This is a genomic window from Neptunitalea lumnitzerae, assembly GCF_027924185.1.
Taxonomy (GTDB): Bacteria; Bacteroidota; Bacteroidia; order Flavobacteriales; family Flavobacteriaceae; genus Neptunitalea; species Neptunitalea lumnitzerae.
On sequence record NZ_BRVO01000002.1, the window covers coordinates 923,867 to 936,806 of the forward strand.

The following is a 12,940-nucleotide window of genomic DNA, read 5'->3' on the forward strand; positions in this document are numbered from 1 at the left end:
TTGTAATCTTATTTACTTAAATACATTTTTCTACGAGCATATAAGTTATAAAACTCATCATCTTTAAGACTATCTATAAACAAGATACTCTCTCCGGTACTCTTCATTTCAGGTCCTAAGTTTTTATTTACTTTAGGGAACTTATTGAAAGAGAATACAGGTTGTTTAATAGCATACCCTTCTAATTCAGGTTTAAAATCAAAGTCCTTAATTTTCTTATCGCCTAACATTACTTTAGTAGCATAGTTTACATAAGGCTCTTTGTATGCTTTCGCAATAAACGGAACCGTACGTGATGCTCTTGGGTTTGCCTCAATGATGTACACTACATCATCTTTCACAGCAAACTGAATGTTTATTAAACCAACAGTATTTAACGACAAGGCAATTTTTCTGGTATGATCTTTAATTTGTTGTAACACTAAATCTCCTAAGTTAAACGGAGGTAATGTAGCGTTAGAGTCACCCGAGTGAATACCACAAGGCTCAATGTGCTCCATAATACCTATAATGTACACATCTTCACCGTCACAAATAGCATCTGCTTCTGCTTCAATAGCACCATCTAAATAGTGGTCTAACAATAACTTGTTATTAGGAATGCTCTTAAGTAAGTCTACAACATGTGCTTCTAACTCATCCTTATTAATAACAATCTTCATTCCTTGTCCTCCCAACACATAAGACGGACGTACTAATAGAGGAAAGTCTAGCTCATCTGCAAGTTTCAAAGCTTCATCCGCAGTTTCTGCTACACCAAATTTAGGATAAGGAATATCGTTTTCAGCTAACAATGTAGAAAAGCTACCACGGTCTTCTGCTAAATCTAATGATTCAAAGCTGGTACCAATAATTTTAATACCGTACTTATCTAATTTCTCGGCTAATTTTAAAGCCGTTTGCCCACCTAACTGAACAATAACACCTTCTGGTTTCTCATGACGAATAATATCATAAATATGTTCCCAGAATACCGGCTCAAAGTATAATTTATCAGCCGTATCAAAATCGGTAGAAACGGTTTCAGGGTTACAGTTAATCATAATGGTTTCGTAACCAGCTTCAGCCGCTGCTAATACACCATGCACACAGCAGTAATCAAATTCAATACCCTGTCCAATACGGTTAGGTCCTGAACCTAATACTACTATTTTCTTTTTATCAGACACTACACTCTCGTTCTCTACAAAGGTTTGACCATCTGGTGTAGTAACTTCGCTTTCAAATGTTGAGTAATAATAAGGTGTTGCTGCCTTAAACTCAGCCGCACAGGTATCAACCAATTTGTATACACGGTTAATTCCTAATTCTTCACGCTTATTATATACCTGGCTCTCTAAACATCCTAACATATGGGCAATCTGGCGGTCACCATATCCTTTTTGTTTAGCCTCTAATAATAAATCTCTGTTTAAGGTATCTATAGTATAGTTAGAAATTTCTTTTTCTAAAAAGTATAGTTCTTCATATTGCTTTAAGAACCACATATCTATTTTAGTAATTTCATGAATACGACTTAATGGTATCCCCATTTGAATAGCATCATAAATTACAAACACACGATCCCAAGAAGCATGTGCTAACTTATCTAAAATTAAGTTATAATCTTTATATCCTTTACCATCGGCACCTAAACCGTTTCTCTTTATTTCTAAAGACTGGGTAGCTTTGTGTAACGCCTCTTGGAAAGAACGACCAATACCCATTACTTCACCAACCGATTTCATCTGAAGTCCTAAAGTTCTGTCAGATCCTTCAAACTTATCAAAGTTCCATCTTGGTATTTTTACAATAACATAATCTAAAGTAGGCTCAAAAAGTGCTGAAGTAGATTTTGTAATTTGGTTTTCTAACTCGTCAAGAGTATACCCTATAGCTAATTTAGCTGCAATTTTTGCAATAGGATATCCTGTTGCTTTAGAAGCTAATGCAGAAGAACGCGATACACGAGGGTTAATCTCAATGGCAATAATATCTTCATTATCATCTGGGCTTACCGCAAACTGTACGTTACATCCTCCGGCAAAATCACCAATACTACGCATCATATGAATTGCCATATCACGCATTTTTTGGAAAGTTCTATCACTTAAAGTCATAGCAGGTGCTACTGTAATAGAATCTCCTGTATGGATTCCCATCGGATCCATATTTTCTATGGTACAAATAATTACCACATTATCATTATCGTCACGTAAAAGCTCAAGCTCATACTCTTTCCAACCTAATAAAGCCTTATCAATCATTACCTCATGGATAGGTGAAATTTCCAATCCACGTGTTAACAATTCGTCAAACTCGTCTTTATGATGTACAAAAGAAGCACCAGCCCCTCCTAAAGTAAACGATGCTCTAATTACTAATGGGAAACCAAATTCCTGAGCAATTTCTTTTCCTTTTAAGTAAGAAGTTGCGGTTGCCTGAGGCGCCATTGGAATTCCGATTTGTAACATTAATTCACGGAACTTCTCACGATCCTCGGTAATATTAATAGCGTCAATATCAACACCAATAATTTCTACTCCAAAATCTTCCCAAATACCTTTTTCATCTGCCTCAATACACAGGTTCAAAGCTGTTTGTCCACCCATTGTTGGTAGAACAGCATCAATATTTGGATGTTTTTTAAGTATTTCTACAATAGACTTTGTAGTTAAAGGCTTTAAGTATACATGATCTGCCATAGAAGGGTCAGTCATGATGGTAGCAGGGTTACTATTAATAAGTATGGTTTCAATACCATCCTCTCTTAATGAACGTAACGCCTGAGAACCAGAATAGTCAAATTCGCAAGCTTGACCAATAATAATTGGTCCTGATCCGATAAGTAATATACTCTTAAGGTCTTTTCTTTTTGGCATTGTAATATAGTTGTGCAGATTAAAAAATGGGATTTCAAGGTACAAAAAAGGTGTTACTCTTAAAAAAGTAACACCCTAAATATAAACAATTATGCTATATCATATTATTTCTTATGTCTTGGCTCAGATGAAACAGATAGTTTCTTTCTTCCTTTAGCTCTTCTACTGGCAAGCACCTTTCTTCCATTGGCAGACGCCATTCTTTCTCTAAAACCGTGCTTGTTTCTTCTTTTTCTTTTCGATGGTTGAAATGTTCTTTTCATTTTGTAATATCTTTATTAACCGCTTATCTTAGTATTAGTGTGTACGAACCAGCCTTATCCAAAAGCTGGGCGCAAATATACAAAGAGTTTTATTTTTTACAAATCATAAAGTAAAAATATTTTTCATTGTTTTTAGTATCTTTGCCAGCCTAAAAAAGTAATACCAAATTATGTTCAATAAAAATTTAAAAATAGTAATTGCAGCACTCATATTTGCATGGGCTGTATACCAATTTATAGAAGGCAATATAGGAAATGGAATTGCACTTATATTCTTAGCGGCATTTTTTATATTCTTATACTTTAGAAACGAGTTTATTTTACTTGCATTTTTACAAATGCGTAAACAAGATTTTGAAGCTACTGAAAAATGGTTAGACAAAATTAAAAACCCAGAAGCTGCTCTTATTACCAAACAACAAGGATACTACAATTACTTAAAAGGGATATTAAATTCTCAAAGAAATCTTACCGTTGCAGAAAAGTATTTTAAAACAGCTATTAAGTTAGGGCTTTCAATGGATTATGATTTAGCTATGGCTAAATTAAGCTTGGCTGGTATTGCAATGCAGAAAAGACGTAAAAGAGAAGCTACTTCACTTTTAGCTGAAGCTAAGAAGCTAGATAAGCAAAATATGCTTACAGATCAGATAAAAATGATGCAACAACAGCTTAAAAGAATATAAATTAAAAGCTAAACGTTTTTTTAAACTTACACTTTAAAACTTAACACAAATTTATTTCTAGCTTAATTTTTGGGTCGAAAATCGATAAAATTATATTTTTACGCCTTTTTTTTGATAAATATATAATTTCAATCTGTTTTTTGCATATCTTTACAAAAAATTTAAAACCCAAGAAATGAGACAGTTATTATCTATCGGTATATTTATGCTGTTTGGTGCATCGTTTGCCCAAACTCATGACAATACTATGTTACTGTCAGATGCCTTAGTAAACTCAGGATTAAAGTACCAACAAGAGTGCAGCAAAGCCATGTTATATAACGATATGGAGCGCGTAAATTTCTTGTTTGATTCTATTACTAACATCTATTTAAAGGGTACTTATTTTGATGATTTTGAAATCAAAAAATTTAGTGGTAAAGAAATATCTTTAAGAAAGTTTGACAAACCTGTAATGCTAATCACCTTAACTACTTGGCATTTATTAACCGAGGGAGAAGTTAGAGCTATCAATGAATTAGCAAACAAATACCATAAAGATATAGAGTTTGTAGTACTGTATTGGGGTAACAAAAGAGCCGCAAAAAAAGCTAGTAAAATATTTAACTCACATCTTAAATTCACTTATTTTGACGAAAGAGATAACAAAGGAGCTTATATTGTTGGTAAAATCAAGCATATATTTGGTTTCCCTACCTTCTTTTTCTTAAACTCAGACATGAGTATTATTTCTATTGACAGAGGTGGACTTAAAAAACCTTTCTATACAGAACAAGATTTAGTATATGAAGCTAACTTTAATAAGCACTTTAGCTTTATTAAAGAATTACTTGTAAATGTAAAGAATACAGGAGTGGTTACTAATTAATTCCTATCCTCTATCCTCGTTTTATAATAAAGGTGCAAATAAACGCATGGCAGATTCTTTTATCTTCTGTCTAATTCCTCTATTTTTCCATTCTTTAAAATCTATTTGCTTACACTCTTTTAGGTCTTCATTAAAATGTGATACCATGGTTGCTGCATTATCTTTATTGTAAACCAAAGCATTAATCTCAAAATTTATATTAAAGCTTCTGTAATCCATATTAGAAGTACCTATTGTAGAAAAAACGCCATCTACCACCATGGTTTTAGCATGCACAAATCCTTTGGTATATAAAAATATCTTCACTCCTGCCTCTAATACTCTTTCAAAATAAGAAGCACTTGCATATTGAGCAATTTTAGAGTCTGAAATTTCAGGCACAATTATTCTAACATCTACCCCACTCTTAGCAGCTACTTCTAAAGCTGTAAGCATTTCGTCATTCGGAATAAAATATGGAGTTGTTATGTACACGTAGTCTTCGGCCAAATTAATAGCTGTAAATATAGCTTCCATAATATTAGCCCAATCGGTATCTGGTCCGCTTGCCGCAATTTGAATGGCAGTTTGCGTATCAATTTCACATTTCGGAAAATGAAATCGTTCTATTTGAAACTTTTCTTCAGTTACAAAGTCCCAAGTCATAAAAAAGTGCATTTGCAACGATCCTACTGCTTGCCCCTCTATTCTAACATGCGTATCTCTCCAATACCTAGGGTTTCTACCATTGTAATACGTATTAGAAAGATTCACCCCTCCTAAATATCCTATTTGCCCATCTATAATTGCTATTTTTCTATGATCTCTGTAATTAAGTTTACTGGTAAACTTAGGAAAATATACTGGCATAAACGGGTTATACTCTACACCACTAGCCGTCATTCTATCTAACGTAGCATTAGACAAGCTACTACCAACATAATCATAACTAAGCTTAACCTCTATTCCGTTTTCAGCTCTTTCACACAAAGCGTTAATAATATCTAACCCAGTCTCATCATCTTTTAAAATATAATATTCCAGATGTATAAACTGAGACGCTTTAGAAATATCCTCTACAATTCTAGGTACGGTATTTTCACCATTTCTAATAACCTCTATAGTATTACAACTAGTTAAAGGAGCATCTTTACACGAATTTAAAAGTTTAATTAGCTTTACTTTTCCTTCAAGAAAATCTTCTTCTATCTCACTAAGTAATTCATCGTCTAACTTTAATTCTTCATTATACTTTTTAATAGTAGATTGATTAAGAATATGCTTTCTTCTAAATAATTTTTGCTTTCTATATTCTTGACCAAAAAGATAATAAACAATTAAGCCCACCAATGGCAACACCATTAAGACTATTAAGTACGTTAATGTTTTGGTAGGATTACTATTTTTCAACAACAATGTACCAGCAGCAACTATAACTAACGCATAATTGATAATTAAGATTATCTGCCAAGTAGTTAGGCTTATAAAAAGTGCTATCATCTTTTACTTAGATAAGCCCCTTTCTCTGGTATTTCTATGTAGTATACCTTTCTAGATTTATTGTTTAAGTACGTATCTCTTAACCAAGGGTTATGCACCTTTAGTATTTTGTAGTTAATATCAAATTTTTTAGAAAACGCTACAAAGTCTTTCACAGCAGTATCTACCTTTACCTCATAAGAAGGAACTTCTTTATATAAATCCGACTTCTCAAACTGAAATCCATATTTATCAGGGTTGGACATAATTTCTTTAATTGCCAAAATTCTGAATACATATCTTCCAGTTTCAGCACCCAATAATAAGTCATAGTAATTAGACGCCTCTTGACGCTCTAATTGATTACTTATACCACTTTGTCCTGCATTGTAAGCCGCAGCAGCCAATGTCCAACTACCTAAACGCTCTTTTGCATCTTTTAAATACTCACAAGCAGCCTCCGTTGCTAGCTTTAAATTATAACGCTCATCTACGTTACTATTTACCTCTAACCCGTATTCTCTAGCAGTACTTTCCATAAACTGCCAAAAACCTTTAGCCCCTGCAGGGGAAGTAACATTTTGCAAACCACTCTCTATAACTGCCAAATATTTAAAATCATCTGGCACACCATGTTTCTTTAAAATAGGCTCTATTACAGGAAAGTATTTTTCGCTACGCTTAAACAACAGTAAGGCATTTGACTGCCAATATGTATTTACTAACAGCTCTCTATCTATACGCTCTAAAACTTCCGGATCATCAGTAGGCATTAATTCTCCAGAAAAAGATAAACTATCAGGAATTTGTAAAGCATAAATTTTTGTGATTTCTTCTTTCGTATCATTTTCTTTGTCAGGGGCGTGCTCTCTTGTATCACTCACGGCATTAATTAAAACAGCTGCCAATAATACAACACCAACTCCTCCTGCTATTTTTTTCAAGGGTATTAACATAAGCAAAATTTATAGGGTTATTTCAAATATACTAAATACTTGTAATCAAAGATGGTAAATGTTCGTTAAACCATTTAAAACGGTTAATAATCATAACGTGCGTACCCCCTTTTACTGTAATGCAGTCTTTAATTCTATGTATAGGGAAAACTTTATCGTTATCACCTTGAATATGAACCACTGGTACAGGGTGCTTTTGTTTCCAATTTATAATGGTATCTAATGCCCAATCAATATATTGTTTATCACTAACCGATAGATACATTTTATAAAGTTCCAATCTATCACTAACAGTTTCTCCAAAAGCATACTTGGCAAGTAGCTCAATATTACTTACTAACCTTGTTGGCAATAACTTATGTAAATGTGTTATTCTAGAAAAATGCATTCTTGAAGGCATTTCAGACTCATGTTTAATACTACTTATTAAAATTACTTTCCTAGTTTTAATAATATTAGCCATTTCCTGAACTAAAATTCCACCAAATGAAACCCCAATTAACACTGGGTTTTCTTCTTTTATACTTTCAGTAAGTCGTTTTGCATATACCTCAATGGGTTCTTTTTTCTCAGGAATTAACCATTCCAAGTAATGAACATCATAGGTTTCTTCTGGCAATTCTATATGATCAAAAATTTTTTTATTAGCAGCCATTCCAGGCATAAAATAGACCGGAATTTTCTTTTTAACACTCATAAAATCAATTCTAACTTACTATATCTGAGATTTTTTGTAAATTTGTATTGTAAAAGTAGTATAATATCCTAAAACATTTAGCGGCACTTCCAAATGTTAACAAACATTTTGGTGTAGTAATACCTCATGTAAGGTATCTACTATTTGCTTTTTCAAGCAGATTATACTGTTTTCAATAGTTAGATAACACATAATCCATATATGATGAGTTTAGAAATTAATGATAATGATTTTTTACGTCAGTTTGAAGTAGAAATAAATGGAGAACTTGCTAAAATTGAATACGCTTTACAAGAAAAAAAGGTATTCTTAACAAAATTAAGCATCCCTGAAGATGCTGAAGATTCTTTTAAAGATGACTTTATAAGAGCAGTCCTAAAGAAAATTGAGGAGAAAAACTGCCGAGTAGTTCCAACAAGTCCACAAATAGCAAAGTTCCTAAGAAAAAACAGAATGATCTACAAAGATTTATTACCAGTTGGTATTAGAATCTAGGTGAAAAAATTAAAAAGAGGCTTTAAAGCCTCTTTTTTTATTCTTTAAAATATTTCTCTTCCAGAAAAATGGAATGCTCCTTCAATAGCTGCATTTTCATCACTGTCAGATCCATGTACTGCATTCTCTTGTATAGAGTTTGCAAAGGTTTTACGTATGGTACCTTCTGCTGCATCTTCAGGATTTGTTGCTCCTATTAAAGTTCTGAAATCCTCTACAGCATTTTCTTTTTCTAAAATAGCTGCTACAATTGGACCTCTTGTCATAAAAGTAACTAGCTCTCCAAAAAACGGACGTTCGTTGTGTACCGCATAAAACGCTTCTGCGTCTTCTTTAGAAAGTTTGGTATACTTCATTGCTACAATTTTAAATCCTGCTGTTTGAATTTTCTCTAAAATAGCCCCGATATTGCCATTTTCAACCGCATCAGGCTTAATCATTGTAAAAGTTCTATTAGTTGCCATCGTTTAATAATTATTTTTCAACAAATTTACTCTTTTTGACATTATCCGCAAGCTAAAGCCCTAATGTTTACAGGTAAGGTATAAAATCTGTATATTCGCATTATTATGAATACACAAGAAATTACGCTTTTAAAAGATTTATTAGCTAACGCTAAGAATATCATAATAATACCTCACAAAAACCCTGACGGTGATGCTATGGGATCTACTTTAGGATTATGGCATTACTTAAAATCTAAAGGACACAACGCTACCATTATTAGCCCTAATGATTACCCTACCTTTTTAAAATGGTTACCAGGTGAATCAGAAGTTTTAAAGTTTGATAGCGAATATGATGTAGCCATTAGAAAAATAAAAGAGGCCGACTTAATATTTACTTTAGACTTTAATGATTTTAGCAGAACTGACAGAATACAACCTTATCTAGAAGCTGCTTCTGCTAAATTTGTAATGATAGACCATCATCAAAGTCCAAGCGACTATGCTACTGTCACCTATTCAGATGCTACAATGAGTTCTACCTGTGAAATGGTGTATCACTTTATAAACTACTTAGGAGACACAGCTAATATTACCAAAGAAATAGCAGATTGCTTATATACAGGTATCATGACAGATACAGGCTCTTTTAGATTTGCTAGCACTACTAGCACAACACATAGAGTTATAGCTGCCTTAATAGATTGTGGAGCTGAAAACGCTGCAATACATTCTAACATCTATGATGCCAACAGTATAAGTAGATTACATTTATTAGGTTGTGCTCTAAAAAATCTTACGGTTCTCACTGAATATAACACTGCCTATATTACCTTAAGCAAAGAGGAATTAACTTCTTATAATTTTGAAAAAGGAGATACCGAAGGATTTGTAAACTACGGACTTTCTTTAACTGGAATTAAATTTGCTGCTATTTTTATAGAAAATATTAATTCAGACGAAGCGTTTGTAAAGATATCTTTGCGCTCTAAAGGAAATTTTGATGTTAATTTGTTCTCTAGAAGTCATTTTAATGGCGGCGGACATATTAATGCTGCAGGAGGTAGAAGTGATTTATCTTTAGAAGAAACTACAAAAAGATTTGAAGAATTAGTAAAGTACCACCAAGATCAATTAGTTGATTAAATGAAAAAATATTTTGCAATTTTAAGTTTAACCTTATTTGTTTTTTCATGTTCAGACCCTGAACCGAGAAAACCTATTACTTCTACATCAGGAACCTTTTTTAAAGAGTCGGTAGAACGAAATAAAAAGATTCTTGAAAAAGAAGAATCGTATATTCAAAAAATTATTGAAAAAGATTCTACACATACCTATTACCCTTCTGAAGAAGGTTTTTGGTTTACGTATACCGATAAAAGAGATGATACCGATTATACTCCGAAAGAAAATGATTTAGTTGCACTTATTTATGATATACAAACTTTAAACGGGAAAACCATTTATAGCAAGGCTGTTATTGATACTACCCTGTACAAAGTAGACAAGCAAGAAAACTTATTCTTAGGACTTAGAAAAGCTGTAAAATTGCTAAAAAAGGGTGAAAAAGCAACATTTTTCTTCCCTTCTTCTCTAGCCTACGGCTATATTGGTGATCAGAAAAAAATAGGCGTTAACACCCCTTTAAAAAGTACCTTACAAATATTAGAAATTCAAAAATCAAACGATTCAATTACAACAAATTAATTATGAAGAAACTCTTTATGCTTTGCGCATTTGCGTTACTAGCTGTTTCTGCTGGTAGCTGCCAAAAGAAAGATTACAAAAATTTAGGCGACGGCCTTTTTGCCGACATTCAAACAAATAAAGGCAATATTATTGTTAAATTATACTTTGAAGAAACCCCTGTTACAGTAGCTAACTTTGTTTCTTTAGCAAATGGTACAAACCCAAAAGTAGCTGATTCATTAAAAGGAAAACCTTTTTATGACAATACAATATTCCACAGAGTTATTAAAGATTTTATGATTCAAGGTGGAGATATTTTAGGTACTGGTGCAGGAAAACCTGGTTACCAATTTGAAGATGAAATTGTTGATACATTAAAATTTGATGGAAAAGGTATTTTAGCAATGGCTAATGCTGGACCTGGTACTAACGGAAGTCAATTTTTTATAACACACAAAGAAACTCCATGGTTAACTGGTAGACATACCATTTTCGGAAAAGTTGTTAAAGGTATTGAAGTAGTTGATACTATTGCTGCTGTAAAAGTAGAACAAAGAAGTAACAAACCTTTACAACCTATTACAGTTAAACATGTAGAAATTATACAAAATGGTAAAGCAGCTAAGAAATTTGATGCTGCTGAAGTATTTGAAAAATACTTTGTTGATAAAGAACTAAAAGAAAAAGAAGCCGCAGAGAAATTAGCAGCTCATAAAGCTAAATTTTTAGAAGAAACAGCAAAACAAAAACAAGAGGCTATCACCTCAGACTCTGGAATACAAATCTATTACCTAAACAAATCAGAAGGTGAAAAGCCAGAATTAGGTAGTAAAGTATTAGTTAACTATGCTGGTTACTTAGCTGAAGATGGTACCCTTTTCGATTCTAATATTAAAGAGGTAGCAGAACAATTTGGTAAGTACGATGCTAGAAGAGACCAGATGAATGGTTACACTCCTTCTCCAATGGATTACAAAAATAGCTCTAACCTTATTGCTGGCTTTAAAGAAGCACTATTGCAAATGAAAGTGGGAGATAAAGTAAGGGTATTTATACCATTTTATCTAGGATATGGTGAAAGAGGCGCAGGTGGTGTAATACCAGGAAACGCAGACTTAGTATTTGATCTTGAAATTGTAGGTATTAAAAGTAGCCCTACAGGAAACTAAATAAAAATATCAGTAAATAAAAAACGGCTGTACTTTGTAGTAAGTACAGCCGTTTTTTTATATAAACGAATTCCATAAATCAATTAGAACCTGCATTGTGAAGTAATTTATTAATCATACTACCATTTAAAGGTTTTATCAAATAATCTTTTACTTGAGGAAAGCGCTTTGCACTATTTTTATCTATTGGGCTTGTACTAGAAGTGGCTACTACAATGCGAATTGTATTAAATTTTTTGTTGTTAGATAAAATTTCAAGAAAATCCCACCCATTTATCTTAGGCATATTTAGGTCTAACAAAATCATATCTGGTAAAATTTCCTCAAGCGCACTAAGCGCATCAGCCGGGTCTTCAAAACAATAAATATCTCCAGAAAAATTGCAATTTGTAAATAGACGTCTATTAATAAAATTAGATATTTTCTGGTCGTCTACTAAAAAAACAGTTTTAGGGATTGTGGGGTTCATATTAAAAAATTTTACTCAAACTTTTTATTATTTACTACATCATAACTTTTGGCTATGGTAGCTTTAATTATAGTGTCTAAATCTTGTGCACTAGCTTTTAAATAAGGCAATATTACAGTAACTAATTCGGTACAATCTGTAGTATCACAAGTATCTAACAAACCTAAAATTCTAGTTAACGGCTCTCTCACATTGTGTGAGTTCACAGAAATCATTTCTAAAAGCATATTATTCTTCTCCTTAATGCTTTTAGTTCTTTTTCTAATAATTTCTTTTTGATGAGAAATTATGGAGTTAATTTCTTCATTTTTTTTCTCAATCTCTTTTAAAGCCTTTCGTAAGTTTTTGTTATTTTTTTCAAGCTCTCTTCTAAGTATCAACTGCTGATACTTTCCAGAAAAAGTTTCTACAAACAATCTTAAAATATCTAAATCTTCTATTTGAAAGACTTCGGTATCATCTGATAATAACGATAAATAGATTTCAGCATTTGAATAGTCAAAATACCATGACCACAATTTAGGATTTGAACATTTAGATACACAAAAAGGTAAATACATGTCTAATTTAGCATCTAACTCTCTATAAATGGGCACCTTAGTTAAACTAAGTTCTTTTTCATACGGAAACAAGTCTATACCATTTATAAACTCATACTTTTTTGGTTTAAATAGTATAACTCTTGAGATACCATTCTTGGTAATATGAATACGCATCTCTTTAAATGTGAAGAAAAATTTTAGACTATGGCTTGTTACCTCTGCCAACTCCTTAATAGAATTGATAGTTGATAGCTTACTGGAGTATTTTGAAAATGCCTCGTAAGTTAAACGATATTTTAGGTTTTGAGAATGCAAAGGCTAGGGGCGTTAAGAATTAAAAT

The 12,940-nt window shown here is 32.5% G+C and carries 14 protein-coding genes; 6 read left to right on the plus strand and 8 right to left on the minus strand.

Features of this window, described 5'->3' with window-relative positions; translation table 11 throughout:
* Positions 1-8: 8 nt before the first annotated feature.
* Together carB and rpmH are read right to left on the minus strand one after the other, a co-directional pair.
* Positions 9-2,861, minus strand: a complete 2,853-nt coding sequence (gene carB, locus Y10_RS11310; protein ID WP_281765497.1) for a carbamoyl-phosphate synthase large subunit — start codon at positions 2,859-2,861, stop codon at positions 9-11.
* Positions 2,862-2,965: 104 nt separating this feature from the next.
* On the minus strand, positions 2,966-3,124 hold the full coding sequence (rpmH, locus tag Y10_RS11315; protein ID WP_093024383.1) for a 50S ribosomal protein L34: 159 nt from the start codon (positions 3,122-3,124) through the stop codon (positions 2,966-2,968).
* A 170-nt stretch (positions 3,125-3,294) separates the two neighbouring features.
* On the opposite strand from rpmH, the gene Y10_RS11320 reads away from it, so the two are divergent.
* Both Y10_RS11320 and Y10_RS11325 read left to right on the plus strand, forming a co-directional pair.
* Positions 3,295-3,810 (plus strand): DUF2892 domain-containing protein, encoded by a 516-nt coding sequence (locus Y10_RS11320; protein ID WP_281765498.1) that lies wholly within the window; start codon positions 3,295-3,297, stop codon positions 3,808-3,810.
* Between the two features lie 175 nt (positions 3,811-3,985).
* Positions 3,986-4,678, plus strand: coding sequence for a TlpA family protein disulfide reductase (locus Y10_RS11325; protein WP_281765499.1), 693 nt, complete (start codon positions 3,986-3,988; stop codon positions 4,676-4,678).
* Between the two features lie 21 nt (positions 4,679-4,699).
* On the opposite strand, the gene cls is transcribed toward Y10_RS11325, so the two are convergent.
* Genes cls through Y10_RS11340 form a run of 3 tightly spaced genes read right to left on the minus strand, consistent with a single transcriptional unit; the run spans position 4,700 to position 7,789 of the window.
* Positions 4,700-6,157: a cardiolipin synthase gene (gene cls, locus Y10_RS11330; protein WP_281765500.1), complete on the minus strand. Its 1,458-nt coding sequence runs from the start codon at positions 6,155-6,157 to the stop codon at positions 4,700-4,702.
* Positions 6,154-7,092, minus strand: a complete 939-nt coding sequence (locus tag Y10_RS11335; protein ID WP_281765501.1) for a lytic transglycosylase domain-containing protein — start codon at positions 7,090-7,092, stop codon at positions 6,154-6,156. The genes cls and Y10_RS11335 overlap by 4 nt, the downstream gene beginning before the upstream one ends.
* A gap of 31 nt (positions 7,093-7,123) precedes the next feature.
* On the minus strand, positions 7,124-7,789 hold the full coding sequence (locus Y10_RS11340; RefSeq protein WP_281765502.1) for an alpha/beta hydrolase: 666 nt from the start codon (positions 7,787-7,789) through the stop codon (positions 7,124-7,126).
* A gap of 201 nt (positions 7,790-7,990) precedes the next feature.
* On the opposite strand from Y10_RS11340, the gene Y10_RS11345 reads away from it, so the two are divergent.
* Positions 7,991-8,284: an N-acetyltransferase gene (locus tag Y10_RS11345; protein ID WP_281765503.1), complete on the plus strand. Its 294-nt coding sequence runs from the start codon at positions 7,991-7,993 to the stop codon at positions 8,282-8,284.
* Positions 8,285-8,328: 44 nt separating this feature from the next.
* Here the strand turns inward: Y10_RS11345 and Y10_RS11350 are convergent, their stop codons facing one another.
* On the minus strand, positions 8,329-8,748 hold the full coding sequence (locus tag Y10_RS11350; protein ID WP_281765504.1) for a nucleoside-diphosphate kinase: 420 nt from the start codon (positions 8,746-8,748) through the stop codon (positions 8,329-8,331).
* 105 nt (positions 8,749-8,853) lie between these two features.
* On the opposite strand from Y10_RS11350, the gene Y10_RS11355 reads away from it, so the two are divergent.
* From Y10_RS11355 to Y10_RS11365, 3 genes are read left to right on the plus strand one after another with little or no spacing between them, the layout of a single operon-like run.
* Complete coding sequence (locus Y10_RS11355) at positions 8,854-9,876, plus strand: DHH family phosphoesterase (RefSeq protein ID WP_281765505.1); 1,023 nt, start codon at positions 8,854-8,856, stop codon at positions 9,874-9,876.
* Positions 9,877-10,437 carry a gliding motility-associated peptidyl-prolyl isomerase GldI gene (gene gldI / locus Y10_RS11360; RefSeq protein ID WP_281765506.1) on the plus strand — a complete coding sequence of 187 codons (561 nt, stop codon included), beginning with the start codon at positions 9,877-9,879 and terminating at the stop codon, positions 10,435-10,437.
* Between the two features lie 2 nt (positions 10,438-10,439).
* Entirely contained in the window at positions 10,440-11,588 is a 1,149-nt protein-coding gene (locus Y10_RS11365; RefSeq protein ID WP_281765507.1) for a peptidylprolyl isomerase, read from the plus strand.
* Between the two features lie 79 nt (positions 11,589-11,667).
* Here Y10_RS11365 and Y10_RS11370 read toward each other — a convergent pair whose 3' ends face one another.
* Positions 11,668-12,057 (minus strand): response regulator, encoded by a 390-nt coding sequence (locus Y10_RS11370; RefSeq protein ID WP_281765508.1) that lies wholly within the window; start codon positions 12,055-12,057, stop codon positions 11,668-11,670.
* A gap of 11 nt (positions 12,058-12,068) precedes the next feature.
* The gene (locus Y10_RS11375) at positions 12,069-12,914 is read right to left on the minus strand and encodes a hypothetical protein (RefSeq protein WP_281765509.1); all 846 of its coding nucleotides are present in this window, start codon (positions 12,912-12,914) and stop codon (positions 12,069-12,071) included.
* Positions 12,915-12,940: the final 26 nt, after the last annotated feature.